Genomic DNA, 17,767 nt, shown 5'->3' on the forward strand with positions numbered 1-17,767 from the left:
CCGCCGGCTACCCGACCGGAACCGGTGGCTGCGGACCGACGTAGGTCGCGATGGGGCGGATGATCTTGGGGTCGGTGGCCTGCTCGAGGATGTTGGCGGACCAGCCGATGACGCGGCTGACCGTGAAGGTGGGCGTGAACATCGGGCGCGGCAGGCCGCACAGCTCCATCACCACGCCGGCGTAGAACTCGACGTTGGCGTAGAGGTTGCGGCCCGGCTTGAGCTCGGCGAGTACGTCGACGATGCGCTGCTCCACGGTGGTGGCGAAGTCCACCAGATCCCCGCCCAGGCCGCGGGCGATGTCGCGCAGCATCAGCGACCGCGGGTCCTCGGTCCGGTAGACCGCGTGCCCGAAGCCCATGATCCGGTCGCCTGCCGACACCTTCGCGCGCACCCACGCGTCGATGCGGTCAGGCGTGCCGATCTCGTCCAGGCTGGCCAGCGCCCGGTCCGGCGCACCACCGTGCAGCGGTCCCGAGAAGGCGCCGATCGCACCGGCGATGGCCGCCACGACATCGGCACCCGTCGACGCGATCACGCGGGCGGTGAACGTCGACGCGTTGAACCCGTGGTCCACGGTCGCGACCAGGTAGTGCTCGATCGCAGCGGCCTGTACGGCGCTCGGCTCGGCGCCGGTCACCATGTACAGCCAGTTCGCCGCGGCGGTGAGGTCGGCACGTGGCTCGAGCGGTTCCTGTCCTTCACGCAGGCGATACAGCGCCGCCAGGATCGTCGGCGTCACCGCGCACACCAGCATCGCGTCGGCCTTCCGCCGTACCGGGTCCGCGTCCCACAACGGCGGGAGACTCCGTACGGCGGCCAGTAGCGACAACGCGGTGCGGAGACCGGCCAGCGGGTTGAACGACGGCCCGGCGGTCGCGATCGCCGGCAGCACCGTGCGAACCTCGTCCGGCAGCACGCGCAACGCCGCCACCTCGGCGACGAAGCGGTCGCGCTCCTCGGTGGTCGGGAGATGCTCCTCGAACATCAGGAACCAGACGTCTTCGAGCGTCTTCGACTTGGCGAGATCGATCGCCGAGTACTGGCGGTAGTGGTAGAACCCTTCGTCACCGCGGACATCGCCGAGGGTCGTCTCGGTGACGACGACGTTGCGCAGGCCAGGCGGAACATTGATCGTTGTTGACATATCTTCAGGGTTGACAGGCAATCAAGTATTGTCAATGTTGATCCAGTCAACATAAGTGCGCGGAGGAGCGCTGGATGAGTCAGCAGAGTGACGAGAATTACCTGACCACGGCCGAGGTCGCGCGGAAGCTGAAGGTGAAGCCGGAGACGATCTACGCGTACGTGAGCCGTGGTTTGCTGACGAGCGTCCGGGCCCGCGGCCGGCGTGGCAGCCTCTTCGCGGCCGCGGACGTCGAGCGGCTGGCCAGCAAGTCCGTGGAGCACTCCGGCGTCGTCGAGCAGATCGAGTCCGAGCTCACGCTCCTGCAGGACGACGAGCTGTACTACCGCGGCCACTCGGTCCGGCAGCTCGCAACCGACCAGACCGTCGAATCGGTCGCCCACCTGCTCTGGACCGGTGAGCTGACCAAGCGCCACGTGTTCCCGGCGCCGGCTGATTCCGTCCAGCTCGCCCGATCGGCGATGAGCGTCCTCCCGGATTCGGCCCGCCTGACCGACCAACTCCGAGTCGCGGTCGCCGTACTAGGAGCCGCCGATCAGATGCGGTTCGACCTGACACTGCGGTCGGTGGTCATCGCCGCGGAGAAGCTGATCGGCGTACTGGTTGCTGCTCTGCCAGGGCGGCCGGCAGGCGCCCAGGACTCGTTGGGCAAGAGGCTGTGGCCGAAGCTCTCGCCGCACCCGCCCCGGCCGGAGGTGCTGGAGGCCGCGCTGATCCTTCTGGCGGACCACGGGCTGGCGGTGTCGACAGTCGCAGCCCGAGTGGCGGCCAGCGCCCGGGCGAATCTGTACGCCGTGGTGTCGGCCGGGCTGGGCGCGCTGGACGGGCAGTACCACGGCGCCGCACCGACCCTGGCGTACGAGTTCCTCGAAAGAGCCCAGCGGGACCCGCTCCAGGCCTTGTCGGATCAGCTCCGGTCGGGAGAACCGGTGCCGGGATTCGGCCACCGGATCTACCGGGAGCGGGATCCGCGCGCCGAGGTGCTGCTCGGCATGCTCGGCGACCACCCGGTGGTCGAGACGATTCAGGTCCTGGCCGCGCGGATGCCGTCGTTCCCGAACAGCGATCTCGCCGTGGCGGCGATGATGCATGCCTTCGAGTTCCGGGCAGATGCCGGCGACGCGTTGTTCGCGCTGGCGCGGATCATCGGATGGACCGCACATGCGCTGGAGGAGTACGCGGCGCCGGCTCTGCGCTTCCGGGCGTTGGGCATCTACACCGGTCAGACCGGCTGAGCCCTCAGCGGGCTTCGAGTTTGAGCAACAGGGCGGCGCCCGGAGCCAGCATGATCGGGACAGGACCGGTGCCGCGCGCCCGGTAGGTCTGCGTGCGGGGGTTGAACACACCGACCGCCGAGACACCGGACAACCGCGGCGTCAGCGTCGCCCGGGCTTCGGCGGAGTGGGACCGGTTGGCGACCAGCACCCACCGATCAGCCGAGCCGTCGCGCGAGCGGAAGGTGCCAACCACCACAGGGGAACCGAAAATGCCGGAGATCAACTCTGTCGGAGTGAACCCCACAGTGCTGTTCGGCAGCGGTGTCTCGTTGGCGTGGACAACAGACTCGGACACGAGCGGCTTGAGCTCGCGACCGACCTGATGAAGCCACGTGGTGTTGATCTCCCGGGCGGCGGCGTACCGGGGAGTGCGCCGGCCGTCGACCGTGATCAGCGCCGGTCCGAAGCCTTCACCGCGCGCGGCCTCCGGCGTCCAGTAGGTGAAGTACTGAATGCCCTTCGCGCCGTACGCGAGGCTGATGTTGACCTGCCACAGGAGCTCGGCCGCGGTCGGCTCCCGGTGGTTGTTGTACGAGAGAGTCTGGATGAACACCCAGGACGGGATGTCGCCGTGCAGCGCGGCGTCGCGAACGATCGCCCAGTTGTGGAAGTAGTTCCCGTCCTCGCGGCCCTCGGACAGCAGCGGGTACCGGTCGAACGAGATCAGCGACGGCTTCACGACGTCGACGAAGCTCCGGTAGTACGCCGGATCGTCGGACGGGAAGAGGTTGATGTACGGCAGCAACGCGGGAGCCAACTCGCGAGACACCGCGACGGTCTTCGCCAGCGTGCCGAACCAGCCGGCGCCGGGTTCGTCGTACAGGTTGAAGCCGGCCAGCGACGAGTAGGGGCCGTAGGCATCGCGGGCGCGGATGTAGAGGGCGCGGGCCTCGTCCGGCGTGACGCTGAGGAAGTCGGCCGGGTTGTCGGAGATGGAGAACCAGCGTGACATGTTACGGATCTGGATGTCGTCCGAGATCAGCATCTGCAGTCCGGCGGTGCGGGCCAGGCCGAGCTGGTACTGGAAGATGTTGCCGTCACCGGCGTAGTTGCCGGAGATGACGAAGTCGAACCCGGCCGCCTTGATCTCGGCGTACCGCTCCGGCGTACTCGCGTACGGGTGCGGCGGCCAGAACAACCCGATCGGGAACTCCGGCCCACCCGTCAGCGGCAGGTCGTCCGGCGACGGGATCGCCACCGACGAGATCGATGCGGCCGCGGCCGACGAGATCGATGCGGCCGCGGCCGACGTGGTCGAGGCGGCCGCGGCCGAGGTGGTCGAGGCAGCCGCGGCCGAGGTGGTCGAGGCAGCAGCGGTGAGGGCGGTGGCGCCGGCGCCGAGCAGCAGCGTGCGACGGCTGGGACCAAGGGTTCGATGAGGGCTCTGCATGGTTCTCCTTCACGGGCGGGTGGACGGAGTGATCACGAGCGCTTGCGATGGGACGCAACGGCCTCGGCAGTGGCGTCGAAGGCCTGCTCGGCCAGCGGGTAGTCGCGTTGGGCGACCCCGAGATACAGCGCATCGAGGACAAGCATCTGCACGTGGCGAGCGGACATCCCGCCGGTGCGGAAGGTGACATCACGAGCAGCGGTCAGCAGTACGACGTCCGCACTCAAGGCCAGCGGCGACCGCGGGTAGTTGGTCACGGCAACTGTCGTCGCACCGCCGCGGCCCGCGCGCTGCAACGGCTCCAGCACTTCGACCGTCTCGCCGCTGTGCGAGATGCCGACGGCAACATCACCCGGCCCGAGCAACGCCGCACTCGTCAACGCGTTGTGCACATCGCTCCAGGTGCTGGCCGCTCGATCGATCCGGTGCAGCCGAAGCCGCAGGTCCTCGGCGACCGACGCCGACCCGGACACGGCGTACATGTCGATCCGCCGCGCGTCGGAGATCGCCCGTACCGCCCGGCCGAGGGCACCCACGTCGATCGACGCGACCGTGTCCTCGAGTGCCCGGGTGTCGGCGCGCAGCAGCGTCCGCAGTACATCGTCGAGCGAGTCGTCCGGCCCGACCTCGGCACCGGTCCCCCGCTCCCAACTGCTGCTGGTCCGCCCGCTCTCGGCCGCGAGTGACAGCCGCAGCTCGGCGTACCCGGACAGCCCGAGGGCGAGACAGAACCGGGTGACACTCGGCAGGGACGTCCCGCACCGGGCCGCCAACTGGCCGATCGTCGACGCCGCGACACCGGCCGGATCCCGCAGTACCTCGGTCGCGATCCGGGCCTGCGCCGGGCTGAGCGCGGGCAGCAACCCGTTGATCCGGGCTTCCAGACTCGGCTGCGGTGACGCGGCGACTGCGCTCATGTGAATAATTCTCAAACCAGGATGAGTCAGATTGCAAGAGTTCACACCAGGCCGAGAACGGACACACGCAAAGACCCCCTCGACCGCGCAGGTCGAGGGGGTCTCAGACAGACCAGATCAGAACAGCGCGGCCATCAACCGGCGCCGGGCCTTGATCACGCGCTCGTCGTCGGCGCCGACGACCTCGAACAGCTCCAGCAGATGCAGCCGGACGGCGTTGCGCTCGTCGCCCGCGGTCACCTGGACGGTGTTGATCAGCCGGTTGAAGGCGTCCTCGATGTGGCCGCCCATCAGGTCGACGTCGGCGACCAGTTTCTGCGCCTCGACATCCGCGGGGTTGTCGGCCGCGCGGGTCCGGACGTCGGCCGGCACGTCCTGGGTCCGCTTGACCAGCTGGACCCGGGCCAGGCCGGACTTCGCCTCCGCGTCGTTCGGGGTCTCCTTCAGGAGCTCCTCGTACGCCGCGATCGCACCGTCCAGGTCACCGGCGCCGACCGCGTTCTCCGCCTTCTCGTAGCGCGGGTTCGGCGGCGGCTCCTCTTCCTCCGCCGAAGCATCCCCAGAGGCCGCCGGACCGACCGGCTCGGCCCGCCCGGTGATGCCGTTCGCGACCGCGACCGTGAGCAGCTGGTCGAAGTACTGCCGCGCCTCCGGCTCCCCCACCGCGCCCTGGAACAGCGGGACCACCTGACCCCGCAGTACTGCGATCACCAGCGGAACCGTCTGGACGCCGACCGCCTGGGCCAGCTGCGGATTCGCGTCGATGTCGATCCGGGCCAGCAGGAACTTGCCGGCGTACTCGGTGGACAGCTGGACCAGCACCGGACCGAGCGCGGTCGAGGCCTGCGACCGCGGCGACCAGAACTCGACCACCACCGGTACCTGCAGCGACCGCTCGATCACATCGGCCTGGAAGGTCGGCTCGCTCACGTTCAGCACATACGACCCCGCGGCGCCGCCGCCGGCCGGTGCACCACCCGCGGCCGGCGCGCCACCAGGGCCGGCGGGCGCCGCGCCAGGCTTGCGCAGGGACGACAGATCGATCGCCCCGGGACGGGAGAAGTTCGACTGACTCACGACTGCCCTCGCATTCCGTTCACGTTCACGGGTCCATCCTCCCCGACGGGCCTCAACTATGGTGCGCCCGGGTGGCCAGGAGCAGTCGGGCGAGGCCGCTGCGGGTGCCGGCGACGGCGATCCGGTCGCCCGGCTGGAGCACTTTGCCGGAGGCCGGCGACCAGTCCCAGGTGGTCCCGTTCCGCCGCGCGAGGATCAGCAGACCGCCCGCCTCACCCAGCTCGCCCAGCCGCAGACCGGTCGCGATCGACCCCGGCTCCACGGTCACCTCGGTCAGCAGCAGAACCCGGCGACCGGCTGGCACGGTCACCTGACTGCGCCGGTTCGCCACCGCCGCCGCGATCGCCGGCGCGACCAGCATCGACACCGACCGGCTGTGCCCGAGTCCGAGGCGTCGCTCGACCCGTTGGGCCAGGTCGTGGTCGAACATTCGCATCGTGATCCGCGCCTCCGGATTCAGATCGCGGACCACCATCGCGGACTCCAGATTGGTGATGTCGCCGTCGGTGAGCGCCAGCACCGACTGACAGCGCTGGACGCCGGCCGACCGCAGCGTCTCCTCGTTGCTGCTGTCACCGATCACCACCGGGATCCGCAACCGGTGCGCGGTCTGTACGCCGGGCGCGTCCTCGTCGTGCTCGACCCCGACCACCGCGACACCACGCTCGGCCAGGATCTCCAGGACCCGGGCGCCGACCGTACCGAGACCGCAGACGACGACATGGTTCCGCGGCCGGCCGCGGACGCCGCCGATCACCCGCGACAGGCGGGCCCCGATCAGCGAGTCGACGATCACCGCGGTCAGCAGCGCCACCAGCACGATGCCGGTCAACTGCACGACGACCGCGGCCACCTTCGTCCAGGGCGCCGCGCCGGAGAACGCATCGTCCTCGATCCCGGCCGACGTCACCGCGCCGGCGGCCAGGTAGAGCGCACGCAACCAGTCGATGTTCGGGTTCGCGATGTAGTGCGTCAGCACCGTCCCGCTGAGGACGAGGAACAGCATCACCGCGGCGATCCGCCGGACCCGGCGATCGAAGACGTCGCGCATCGCCATCAGCCAGCCGGCCCGTCGTACGTCCTTGGTCCGCCAGACGCTGCGGACGCCGGTGCCGAGGACGATGTCGCCGGTCGGGTCGGAGCTCACGATCGGCAGCAGTTCCGGCGTCGCCGACGACGTGGTGTCGGCGAGCACGGCCAGATGCGGCTCACGAATCAGCTCGGCCTGACCGGCGACCAGCCGGCGCCCGCCGATGTCGAGCCAGGTCAGCTCGTCGTCCTCGAGGGCGTCCGACACGAACGCCGGCGCGGCCAGCGACGGGCCCGAGATCACCACACAGTCGCCGAGCAGCCGGTGCAACTGCTCGCCCAGCCGCGGGTTGACCATCTGCACCACGATGCGCAGATTCGGATCCATGTCCCGCGCGGTCAACGCGGTGTGGACGTTGTGGACGTCGTCGTTGTCCAGCAGCACCAGGGCACGCGCGGTCGACGGCTGCCCGTCCTCGGCATCGATCCCCGCGCGCCGCAGCAATGCCTCGCTGACGACGCGGACGCCCATCACCTGCGCGCCGAGCTCGCCGATCCGTTCGTAGTGCCGGGATGCGGGGTTGACGATCGCGGTGACCCGCTCGCCGGAGCCGACCAGTTCGGTGACGACCCGCAGCATCGTGCGGTCCGAACCACAGACGACCACGCTGTGACCGTCGAGCGGACCGACCGCGGCGGCCGCCGTGGCCGGCTGAGGCTCTGCCGGGGTGTCCTCAGAAGCGGGCGGGCTCTCGGTACTCGCCCCACTGTTCCCGAAGAACGTGACAGATTTCCCCCATCGTGGCCTCCGCACGCGCCGCCTCCAGCATGGGTTCGATGAGGTTGCCGGTCCCTCTGGCCGCCTCGACCAGAGCCGACAGCGTACGCCGTACCCGGTCCTCGTCGCGGTGCGTCTTGCGCTCCGCGAGCACCCTGCACTGCTCGATCTCGACCTCGTGGCTGACCCGGAGGATGGACAGCTCACCGGAGACCGTGTCGGTCAGGGTGTTCACCCCGACGATCTTCTTCTCGCCCTTCTCCAGCTTCTGCTGGTACTCGAACGCGGCGTCGGCGATCTCGCCCATGAACCAGCCGTCCTCGATCCCGCGCAGGATTCCGCCGGTCATCGTGCCGTCCGGGCTCATCTCCTTGATCCGGGCAAAGATCTCCTCGGCCTGCGCCTCGAGGTCGTCGGTGAGCGCCTCGACGAACCAGGATCCGCCGAGCGGGTCGGCGACGTTGGTGACCCCGATCTCTTCCATCAGCACCGACTGGGTCCGCAGCGCGATCTCGGCCGACTCCTCGGTCGGCAGCGCGAGGGTCTCGTCGAGTGCGTTGGTGTGCAGCGAGTTCGTCCCGCCGAGGATGGCGGCCAGCGCCTCGACAGCCGTCCGTACGACGTTGTTGTACGGCTGCTGGGCGGTCAGCGACACCCCGGCCGTCTGGGTGTGGAACCGCAGCGACTGGGCCTTCTCGGTGCGAGCGCCGTACACGTCGCGCAGCCAGCGGGCCCAGATCCGGCGGGCCGCGCGGAACTTCGCGATCTCCTCGAAAAAGTCGAGGTGGCTGTCGAAGAAGAACGACAGGCCGGGCGCGAACACGTCGACGTCGAGACCCCGGCTGAGCCCCAGCTCGACGTACCCGAATCCGTCGGCGAGCGTGTAGGCCAGCTCCTGCGCGGCGGTCGAGCCGGCCTCGCGGATGTGGTAGCCGGAGACGCTGAGCGGCTTGTACGCCGGGATGGTCGAGGCGCAGTACTCCATCAGGTCGCCGATCAGGCGCAGGTGCGGTTCGGGCGGGAACAGCCACTCCTTCTGCGCGATGTACTCCTTGAAGATGTCGGTCTGCAGCGTCCCGTTCAGCTTGGTGATGTCGGCGCCCTGGCGCTCGGCCGCGACCAGGTACAACACGAACACCGGTACGGCGGGACCCGAGATGGTCATCGAGGTCGTGACGTCCTGCAGCGGGATGTCCTTGAACAGCCGGTCCATGTCGGCGGCGGAGTCGATCGCGACACCGCAGTGCCCGACCTCGCCGAGCGACTTCGGGTCGTCGGAGTCGCGGCCCATCAGCGTCGGCATGTCGAACGCGACCGACAGGCCGCCGCCACCGCCGTTCAGGATCATCTTGTACCGCTCGTTGGTCTGCTCGGCGTTCCCGAAGCCGGCGAACTGCCGGATCGTCCAGGTGCGGCCCCGGTAGCCGGTCGGGTACAGACCCCGGGTGAACGGGAACTCACCGGGCCAGCCGATCCGGTCCATCCGCGGGTCGTCGACACCCTCGGGGGGTCCGTAGACCGGCTCGACCTCGGTGCCGGACAGCGTGGTGAAATCCGCCTCCCGCCGCCGTGCCGCGTCGTACCGCTGCTGCCACCGGCTCCGGCCGGCCGCAATCTGCTCGGCATCCATCAGTCAGACCTCCTCGGGAACTGGTCCCAAAATACTAGGACGTCCAACTATTTCCAACTGGTGAACGCTAACCCGCCAGCCGCAGCCCTCTCCGCCGGGACTGTTCGCGCGGGTCGGGGACGGGCGCGGCCTCGAGCAGACGGGTGGTGTAGGGGTCCTGAGGATTGCGGAGAACCGACTCACGGTCGCCTTGTTCGACCAGTTTGCCGCGGCTCATGACGGCGGCGCGGTCGCAGACCTGATCCACGACGGCCAGGTCGTGGCTGATGAAGAGGCAGGCGAAGTGAAGGCGTTCCTGAATAGACCGGAACAGCTCCAGGACGGTGGCCTGGACGGACACGTCGAGGGCTGAGGTGGGCTCGTCGGCGATCAGCAACGCCGGGTCCAGCGAGATCGCCCGGGCGATCGACACCCGCTGGCGCTGACCGCCGGACAGCTCGTGCGGATACCGACTGGCCCACGCCCGCGGCAGCTCGACGCTGTCCAGCAAGTCCTCGACCCGGCCCCGCAGCTCGGCGCCGCGTACGCCGCAGTGCACGGCCAGCGGCTCACCGATCGACTGCGCGATCGTGGCCCGCGGGTTCAGCGAGCCGGCCGGGTTCTGGAACACGACCCCGATCCGCGACCGAGTCTGCCGCAGTACCGAGGACGGCGCGGTGGTCAGCGCCTGCCCGGCGACCCGGACCTCACCTGAGGTGATCGGAGCGAGCCCCAGCACCGACTTGCCGATCGTCGACTTCCCCGAGCCCGACTCCCCCACCAGACCGGTGATCTCGCCGGGCGTGAGCACGAGATCCACGTGGTCGACCGCCCGGACCGAACGACCCCGGCGACCGCGGTACTCGACGACGAGATCCTCGATCACCAGCGCCGGCTCGTCGCGGACGACCTCGACCGGCTTGGCATCCTCCCGCTCGCCACCCCGCGGGACCGCATCCAGCAAGGCCTTCGTGTACGGCTGCGTCGGCCGGTCGAACAGCGCATGCACGTCCGCGGTCTCGACCACCGATCCCTTGCGCATGACAACGACCCGGTCGGCCACATCCGCGACCACCCCCATGTCGTGGGTGATGATCATGATCGCGCCGGAGATCTTCGACCTCATCGCGAGCAGTACGTCGAGCACCTCCTGCTGCACGGTGACGTCGAGTGCCGTCGTCGGCTCGTCCGCGATCAGCAGCTCCGGATCGCAGGCGACCGCGATCGCGATCATCACCCGCTGGCACTGCCCGCCGGACAGCTGATGCGGGTAGTACTTCAGCCGCGACTCGGGGATCTCGACCAGCGTCAACAGCTCGACGGCCCGCGTCCGTGCCTCCGCCCGGGACAGCGACGGCTGGTGTGCCCGGATCATCTCGATCAGCTGCGACCCGATCGTGAACACCGGGTCGAGCGCGCCGACCGGGTCCTGGAAGATCATCGCGATCCGCCGCCCGCGCAACGCGGTCAGCTCGGCCCGCGACATCGACAGTACGTCGTCGCCGCCGAAGGTGATCCGCCCGCCGACGGTCGCGTTCGACGGCAGCAGCCCGAGCGCGGCCAGCGACGTGACGCTCTTCCCCGACCCCGACTCCCCCACCACCGCGAGCACCTCGCCCGGCCGGACGGCGAAGCTCACCTTGTCGACGGCGCGATGCGTCGTACCGCCGACCTGGAAGTCGACGGTCAGGTCCTCGAAGCGCAGAACGTCGCTCACTCACCCTCCTCGGCGTCCAGCTTGTCGCGGTACTCCTGCCAGTCGGCCAGCATCTTGCGGTGGTACGACGTCAGCCACTCGAAGTAGTTGCGCGCGTTCCGCAGCCGTCTGCGTGGACCGGGCATGTCGTCGGGCAGCTCCTCGAGCATGTCCGCGAAGAGCTGCCGTTGTTTGCCCAGCGACCGGCGCTCGCCGGCCAGGAAGCTGCCCCAGATGTCGTCGTCGACCTTGAAGTAGTGACTGCGATCCCCCGGTACGGCGTGCCGCGCGACGAACCCGAGGTCGATCAGCCGGCGCGTCGTACTCGAGATCGAGCCGGCACTCGCCGACAACGCCCGGGCCAGCTCGGCCGACGAGACGTAGGGCTTGTTGCTCACCATCAGGTAGCCGAGGACGCGCCCCTCCATCCGCGGTGAGCCCGCGAGCTCCCTGAGCAGGGCGAACTGTTCGACGAAGTCCGCGCGACGCGAGTCCTCCTCCCACGCATCGTCGTCGACCATCACGACCTCCTCGCCAACTCGTGCACCTTGGCATCCGCGATCTGGGCCGACCGCCGGGCCCGGAACGCCTCGACCGGCCAGCGCGAGCTGCCGCCGTACCGGACGACCGACGGCTGCCCGTCCGCGTCCCAGCTGTAGTCCACCTTCTCGCCGATCGAACCGAAACCGGCGGCAGGGACCACGGCCAGCGTGTTCTCGTCGACGACCTGGAGCTCCTCGTAGCTCTCGACCGGGTCCGGCGCGGCCGGGAAGAACGCGACCAGGCGGCCGCCGAGCAGCGCGACGCTGATCACGCCCATCAGGTTCGCGAAGTTCCCGCAGAACCGGCGCGGATCGATGTCGGACGGCACCTGCGACCCGGCCGGCGCCTTCGCGGCGAGGTTGAGCAGCTTGACCACGCCGGTCGCGAGCGTGCCCGCCGGACCGCCGATGCAGTTGGTGAGCACCGAGACGACGATCTGATCGACCGGGTCGATGAACGTGCGGGTGATGTGCCCCGGGTACCCGCCGCTGTGACCGACCAGCCGCCGGTCGCCGACCTTGACGATGTCCATCCCGAGCCCGTACCGGCCGATCTCGTTGCCGTGGGCATTGACCAGGCTCTCGTCCCGCTGCAGCAGTCGCTTGCTCGCGTCCGACAGCAGCTGATCGGCTCCGAAGAAGTGCGCGGCGCCGTACGACGTCAGGTCCTCGGCGGTGGAGTAGAAGCCGGTGGCCGCTGCCATCGCGCGGGTGTCGACGTGCGGGATCGTCTCGCGTACGTCGCTGCCGTCGAGCAGACCCGTGTGTCCGGCGGCGTACTCACCGGCCCGCCACGGATCCCACTCGGCGCCGGTGCGGGTCAGACCGAGGCGGCTGGTGATGTTGGCTTCGACGTAGTCGCCGTACGACAGGCCGCTGGCCGACTCGATCACCAGGCCGAGCAGGGAGTAGCCGATGTTGGTGTACTTGAAGTACTCGTTGGGCTCGAAAACGCGGCCATCGGACAGGCACAGATCGATCAGCGCGGACCGGTCCGGGAACGGGTCCATCAGCTGCCAGTAGTCCTTGTCCACGCCGTCGCGGATCACGCCGCCCTGGTGGCCGAGCAGTTCCCGCACGGTGACCGGGCCGAGTGCGCTGCCGGCGAGTTCGGCGACGTAGGCGTCGATCGGGTCGTCCAGCCGGACCTTGCCCTGCTCGACGAGTTGCAGGATCGAGGTCGCGGTGAACGTCTTCGAGTGCGACGCGATCCGGAACAGGTGGTCCGTGCGCAGCGGCGTCCCGGCGACCTCGTCGCTGAAGCCGAGTGCGGTCGACAGGACGAGCTCGTCACCGATCCGGATCGCTGCCTGGACTCCGGGCGTACGGAGGTAGCGGCGTTGGTACTCGAGCCAGCTTTCGATGGCGGGAACTGCTTCCCGGGCAATCGTCGGGTGATAAGAGGACAAGGCGGCGTCCGTTCTGTTGTGGGTGGTCATCAGGAGCGTCCCTTCGGGTTCACCGCGTCGCGGAGTACGTCGCCGAGGGTGATCAGGCTCAGTACGGTCGCGGCGAGGAAGATGCCCGGATAGATCAAAGTGTGCGGTGCCTGCTGGAACCTGGACTGCGCGGTGGCGAGTTGCAGGCCCCACGAGATCGACGGCGCGCGCAGGCCGAGGCCGAGGAAGGTCAGCGTCGACTCCGCGACGATGACGCCGCCGACGGTGAGCGTAGCGACCGCGAGCACCGGGCCGATGGAGTTCGGCAGCACGTAGTGGGTGAGGATCCGGGTGACCGGAAAGCCCATCGCCTTCGCGGCCTGGACGTACTCGGCGTCGCGGGTCGCGCGGACCGTCGTACGGACCATCCGGGCCAGCGTCGGCCAGGAGAACAACGCGAGTACCAGCGAGATCGACAGCACCGACCGGTCGCCCAGGCTGTTCAGCGCGACGATCGCACCGAGCAGGAACGGGAAGCCGAGGAACACGTCGGTGAGCCGCGCCAGCACCGAGTCCGTCCAACCGCCGACGTACCCGGCGATGGTGCCGACCAGTACGGCGATGACGAGTGCGATCAGCGTGCAGAACAGGCCGACCGACAACGACGCGCGAGCGCCGTGTACGACGTTCGCGTAGACGTCGCAGCCCTGGAGATCCTGGCCGAACGGATGCCCCGGCGACGACGGACGGGCGCTGGCGGAGATGTCGCAGGCACGCGGGTGGGCGGTGCCGAACAACTGCGGAAAGACAGCCATCAGGACCAGTACGACGAGCACACCCAACGGCAGCCAGAACAGCACGCGGCGGCGGACCGTCGCCCAGACACCGCGTCCGGCGAGCGGGTCCTCTTCGACGGCCTGGGCCAGCACCTGGTCAGTCATGGCGGATCCTCGGGTCGAGCAGCGAGTTGAGCAGGTCGACGACCACGCTGGTCAGCAGGAAGATCAGGATCAGCGCGGTCGCGATCCCGACCACGGTCGGACCCTCGTGCACCCGGATCGACTCGAACAGCAACTGACCGACGCCGGGCAGGTTGAAGATCCCCTCGGTCACCACGGCACCGCCGAGCAGCGCGCCGAGATCGATCGCCAGGTAGGTCAGCACCGGGATCGACGAGTTCCGCAGCACGTGGACGCCGATCACCCGGCGCCGGATCAGACCCTTCGCCCACAGCGCCCGGACGAAGTCCGAGCTCATCGTGTCGATCACGCTCCCCCGGGTCAGCCGGGCGACCGCGGCCAGTCCGTAGATCGCCAGCACCGTTGCCGGCAGCAAGTACGACACCGGCCAGCCGTCGTTCACCCCGGCGATCGGGACCAGCGAGAGCTTCACGCCGAACACCAGCTGCGCGGTCACCGCCATCACGAAGATCGGCACCGACGCGATCAGGATGGTCAGGATCAGCACGCCACGGTCGATCCAGGTGTTCTTCCGCAGCCCGGCGATCAGGCCGAGCCCGACCCCGATCACGACCTGGATCACCCACGCGGTCAGCGCCAGCCGGATCGTCACCGGCCACCGGTCCGCCAGCCGTCCGGCCACCGAGCGGCCGCGGAAGTCGACGCCGAGGTCCCCGGTCACCAGGTGGCCGAGATAGCGCAGGTACTGCGACCAGAGTGGATCGTTCAGGTGATAGAGCTCGCGGATCCGCTCCACCACCGCCGGCGACAACGGCTGGTCACCGCCGAGGCTGGAGATCGGGTCACCAGGCAACGCGAACACGGCCGCATAGATGGCGAACGTGACGCCGAAGAAGACGAGGACGAGTTCGATCAGTCGTCTGATCGTGAATCGGAGCATCAGTTCGCCTCCCGTCGTGCGGCGTACAGCAGCGCGAGCGTGGCGGCGTACTGCACTCCGACCAGGTGCTTGATCGGCACGGTCCGCAACTCCTGGTCGAGCGATGCTGCCTCGTCCTGCCATTCCCGGTAGAGCTCCCGCATCCGCCGCCCGAGCGGGTGCAGCGGGGCGGCCGCACTGCCGCGGGCGATCTCGCCCTCGATCGCGCGCAACAGCATGCCGCCGAACCGGAGCCGGAAGGATCGCTGGATGTCCGTCAGCCCGAACGCCTCCGCCACCGTCGCCATCCGGGCCGGGTCCTCCTGCTCGGCCCGGCGCCGGTCGCGCTCCGGCCGCTTCACCAGGTAGGGCAGGAAGGCCGCGGTCGCCCGGACCAGCTGCGAGTCGCCGGACAGGTACGGGCGACCGGCCTCGAAGATCTCCACCAGTGCGTCCAGATCCTTGCCGAGCGCATCCGCCTTCGCCGCCAGCACCTCGCGGTAGGGCACGTCCGTCGGGGTCTGGTCGTCGATCGCCGGATGCGTCCAGTACGGCAACTCGGCGATCAGGCTCACCGTCCCGTGCCGCTGCGCGTACTCGGCCGACGAGGCGCCCGAGCCCGAGTACGGCGTCATCCCCAGACTCTCGGTGTAGTCGTACGTCGCCGCGGCCGAGATCATCTCGTAGACCGCCGGCCCGAGCGGCCGGGCAACCGGGGACTCGGCTTCACCCAGGTCGAGAGGAAGCCCGAAGGACGCCGTGATCGCGTGCAGCTCGTCGACGAAGCCCTCGAGCTCCTTCGTGACGTAGTAGTAGACGCCGCCGAGCTCGGTGTTGTGCAGCGAGACCGCGATCGCCGGCTTCAGCTCGTCCATCACCCGCATCAGGGCGAACGCCTCCGGCATCACCTGGTCGAAGTACGCGTCCTTGTACTGGAACGGGAACGACCATTCGACCTGCTCGGCCGGAGCCGGCCGGTAGAAGTGTTCGAGGCAGTGCACCCGGTTGAACGGGCCGGCGAACCAGCCTTCGTTGAGGCGGGCGCCGTCCGGGTCGATGCAGCCGATGATGTTCCACCTCGTCTGCTTGCGGAGCTCTTCGTCCGCGCACAGCTCCTCGGCCAGGCGGATCGCGGTCCAGAAGCCGATCGGCTCGTTCGGGTGCACCCCGGCGTACACGAGCGCCTGGTCGGGGCCGGTGCCGATCGAGTACATGGTGATCGGCTCGCCGAGGCGCGACGTACCGATCCTGCGTTTGGCGATCAGGTCCGGGTGGTTGCTCACGAGGTCGTCGAGACGCGCGGCGATCTCGTCGACCCCCGGGAAGTGGTCGGTGTCGGGGACGCGGTGGGCCCGCTCCAGGATCGACTGGAGCGGGCCGTTGGTTGCGCTCGTCAACTGTCGGCCAGGATCGTGTTCTCGAGTTCCAGGGCGCCCGCGCCCTCGGCGAGTTTGGCGACCCGGTCCGAGGTGGCGTACGTGTACTTCTCGAAGAACATCGGCGGGGCCGGGAAGTCCTTGAGGATCGCCTTCTGCACCTCGACGTACCCTTCGATCGCCTTCTTCTGGTCGACCTGCGCGTCGGCCTTCGCCAGCAGCTGCTCGACCTGCGGGGTGTAGTAGGGGATGCAGTTCACACAGCCGCCGGCCTTGGTGTAGAAGGACCGCAGCGTGTTCTGCTGGCTGGCGTAGAGGGCGCCCCAGCGGGAGAAGTACGGGCCGCTCAGGTTCTTCTCGTTGCGCAGTTTCTGGAACTCCGGGAAGTCGGTGGTCGGCGTCGCGGTGACGTCCTTGATGCCGAGGTTCTGCCGGAGCTGGTTGGCGTAGGCGTTGTAGAGGTCGTCCAGACCGGAGCCGCCGGGATAGCGGATCTCCATCTTCCCGGTGAAACCGCCCGCCTCGGCCAGCAGTTGCTTGGCCTTGTCCGGGTTGAACGTGCACAGCTCGCCGCAGAGGCCGGCCGGCGTCCCCGGCTCACCGGGTGGAGTGAGCGCGGTCGCGGGGGTCCAGATGCCGCCGTAGATCACGTTGCTGACGGCCTGCCGGTCGATCGCCATCGAGATCGCCTGCCGGACCCGGACGTCTTGGTACCGCTTGTCCCACAGCGGCAGCCCGAGGTAGTTCATGCCGAGGCCCTCGAAGACGTACGCGCGGTCGCCGAAGTCCTTCTTCACCTGCGCCATCCGGGCCGCCGGGACGAAGATGATGTCGGTGTTGCCGGCCTGGACGTCGGTGTAGGCCGTGGTCATGTCGGTGTACGGCTTGAACACGATCTCGTCGACGGTCGGCTTCGGGCCCTGGTAGTTCGCGAACGCCTTGACCGTCATCGGCTCGTTCTCGGTGTAGCTGCCGACCATCTCGAACGGGCCGTTGCCGATCGGCTGCTTCGCGAAACCGTCCAGATCCTTGTACGCCGCCTCGGGCAGCGGGAAGAACCCACTCTGCGCCTGGGACAGCTGGGTCGGGAACTGACCGTCGGGGCTCTTCAGCGTGACGGTGAAGGTCAGGTCGTCGACGACCTTCAGGCCGGAGAGCTGGCTGGTGGCCGGCTTGCCCTTGGCCGGGTTCAGGGCGTCGTACCCGGCGATGTTGACCAGCTGACCGCTGTTCTCCCAGGCGTTCGGGCCGTAGGCGACCGTGCTCCACGCCTTCACGTAGCTCTCGGCGGTGACTTTTTCGCCGTTGTGGAACGTCCAGCCGGGGCGGAGCTTGATGGTCCAGTGCACGGCGTCGGCCGACGTGACCGACTCGGCGTTCAGATAGGTCAGCGAGCCGTCGGCCTTGACGAAGGTGAGGCTCGAGAACAGCGTCCTGACCTGCGCGAAGGCGATGGTCTGCCGGCCGGGGTTCAGGGTCACCGGGTCCGAGACGGCGTACGAGACCGACTTGGTCCCGCCCTCGGCCGACCCGCCGGAGCCGCCTCCGGAACAGCCGGTCACCGTGAGGATGCCGGCGAGGAGAACGGCAGCAGCACGCTTCATGGGGTCCTCCAGCTACGTCGCGGCCGTGGCGCCGGCCGACTCCTCCCGATCCTGGGGGCCGGGGTGCGTGTCTGGCAATAGGGAACCTTGGGAAGTTTCAGTAGGAA

General features: G+C 68.9%; 14 protein-coding genes. 1 reads left to right on the forward strand and 13 read right to left on the reverse strand.

Translation table 11 applies throughout. The features are described from left to right. Positions 1 to 7 precede the first annotated feature (7 nt). A complete protein-coding gene (locus tag ACGFIF_RS23660) occupies positions 8 to 1,147 on the reverse strand; it encodes a citrate/2-methylcitrate synthase (RefSeq protein ID WP_393157304.1) in 1,140 nt (379 codons plus the stop codon). A 74-nt stretch (positions 1,148 to 1,221) separates the two neighbouring features. Between ACGFIF_RS23660 and ACGFIF_RS23665 the strand changes: the two genes are divergently transcribed. Further along, positions 1,222 to 2,382 (forward strand): citrate/2-methylcitrate synthase, encoded by a 1,161-nt coding sequence (locus tag ACGFIF_RS23665; RefSeq protein WP_393157305.1) that lies wholly within the window; start codon positions 1,222 to 1,224, stop codon positions 2,380 to 2,382. A 4-nt stretch (positions 2,383 to 2,386) separates the two neighbouring features. Here the strand turns inward: ACGFIF_RS23665 and ACGFIF_RS23670 are convergent, their stop codons facing one another. From ACGFIF_RS23670 to ACGFIF_RS23725, 12 genes are all read right to left on the reverse strand, one after another. Next, a complete protein-coding gene (locus ACGFIF_RS23670) occupies positions 2,387 to 3,814 on the reverse strand; it encodes a hypothetical protein (RefSeq protein WP_393157307.1) in 1,428 nt (475 codons plus the stop codon). Between the two features lie 32 nt (positions 3,815 to 3,846). Beyond that, the gene (locus ACGFIF_RS23675; RefSeq protein WP_393157308.1) at positions 3,847 to 4,731 is read right to left on the reverse strand and encodes a MurR/RpiR family transcriptional regulator; all 885 of its coding nucleotides are present in this window, start codon (positions 4,729 to 4,731) and stop codon (positions 3,847 to 3,849) included. Between the two features lie 117 nt (positions 4,732 to 4,848). Further along, on the reverse strand, positions 4,849 to 5,808 hold the full coding sequence (locus ACGFIF_RS23680; RefSeq protein WP_393157310.1) for a co-chaperone YbbN: 960 nt from the start codon (positions 5,806 to 5,808) through the stop codon (positions 4,849 to 4,851). Between the two features lie 52 nt (positions 5,809 to 5,860). After that, complete coding sequence (locus ACGFIF_RS23685) at positions 5,861 to 7,504, reverse strand: NAD-binding protein (protein WP_393157311.1); 1,644 nt, start codon at positions 7,502 to 7,504, stop codon at positions 5,861 to 5,863. A gap of 67 nt (positions 7,505 to 7,571) precedes the next feature. Further along, positions 7,572 to 9,245, reverse strand: a complete 1,674-nt coding sequence (locus tag ACGFIF_RS23690) for a methylmalonyl-CoA mutase (protein ID WP_393157312.1) — start codon at positions 9,243 to 9,245, stop codon at positions 7,572 to 7,574. A 67-nt stretch (positions 9,246 to 9,312) separates the two neighbouring features. Beyond that, entirely contained in the window at positions 9,313 to 10,941 is a 1,629-nt protein-coding gene (locus tag ACGFIF_RS23695) for a dipeptide ABC transporter ATP-binding protein (protein WP_393157313.1), read from the reverse strand. Further along, positions 10,938 to 11,441, reverse strand: coding sequence for a GbsR/MarR family transcriptional regulator (locus ACGFIF_RS23700; protein WP_393157314.1), 504 nt, complete (start codon positions 11,439 to 11,441; stop codon positions 10,938 to 10,940). Before ACGFIF_RS23700 ends, ACGFIF_RS23695 begins: the two co-directional genes overlap by 4 nt. Continuing rightward, positions 11,441 to 12,901, reverse strand: coding sequence for a serine hydrolase domain-containing protein (locus ACGFIF_RS23705; RefSeq protein WP_393157315.1), 1,461 nt, complete (start codon positions 12,899 to 12,901; stop codon positions 11,441 to 11,443). The genes ACGFIF_RS23700 and ACGFIF_RS23705 overlap by 1 nt, the downstream gene beginning before the upstream one ends. Beyond that, on the reverse strand, positions 12,901 to 13,782 hold the full coding sequence (locus tag ACGFIF_RS23710) for an ABC transporter permease (protein WP_393157316.1): 882 nt from the start codon (positions 13,780 to 13,782) through the stop codon (positions 12,901 to 12,903). Before ACGFIF_RS23710 ends, ACGFIF_RS23705 begins: the two co-directional genes overlap by 1 nt. Next, entirely contained in the window at positions 13,775 to 14,701 is a 927-nt protein-coding gene (locus tag ACGFIF_RS23715) for an ABC transporter permease (RefSeq protein ID WP_393157317.1), read from the reverse strand. Before ACGFIF_RS23715 ends, ACGFIF_RS23710 begins: the two co-directional genes overlap by 8 nt. Next, positions 14,701 to 16,077, reverse strand: a complete 1,377-nt coding sequence (locus ACGFIF_RS23720) for a M14 family zinc carboxypeptidase (protein ID WP_393157318.1) — start codon at positions 16,075 to 16,077, stop codon at positions 14,701 to 14,703. Before ACGFIF_RS23720 ends, ACGFIF_RS23715 begins: the two co-directional genes overlap by 1 nt. Continuing rightward, positions 16,074 to 17,660, reverse strand: coding sequence for an ABC transporter substrate-binding protein (locus ACGFIF_RS23725; protein WP_393157319.1), 1,587 nt, complete (start codon positions 17,658 to 17,660; stop codon positions 16,074 to 16,076). Before ACGFIF_RS23725 ends, ACGFIF_RS23720 begins: the two co-directional genes overlap by 4 nt. Positions 17,661 to 17,767 lie beyond the last annotated feature (107 nt).

This window comes from Kribbella sp. NPDC049174 (assembly GCF_043197365.1).
Classification (GTDB): domain Bacteria; phylum Actinomycetota; class Actinomycetes; order Propionibacteriales; family Kribbellaceae; genus Kribbella.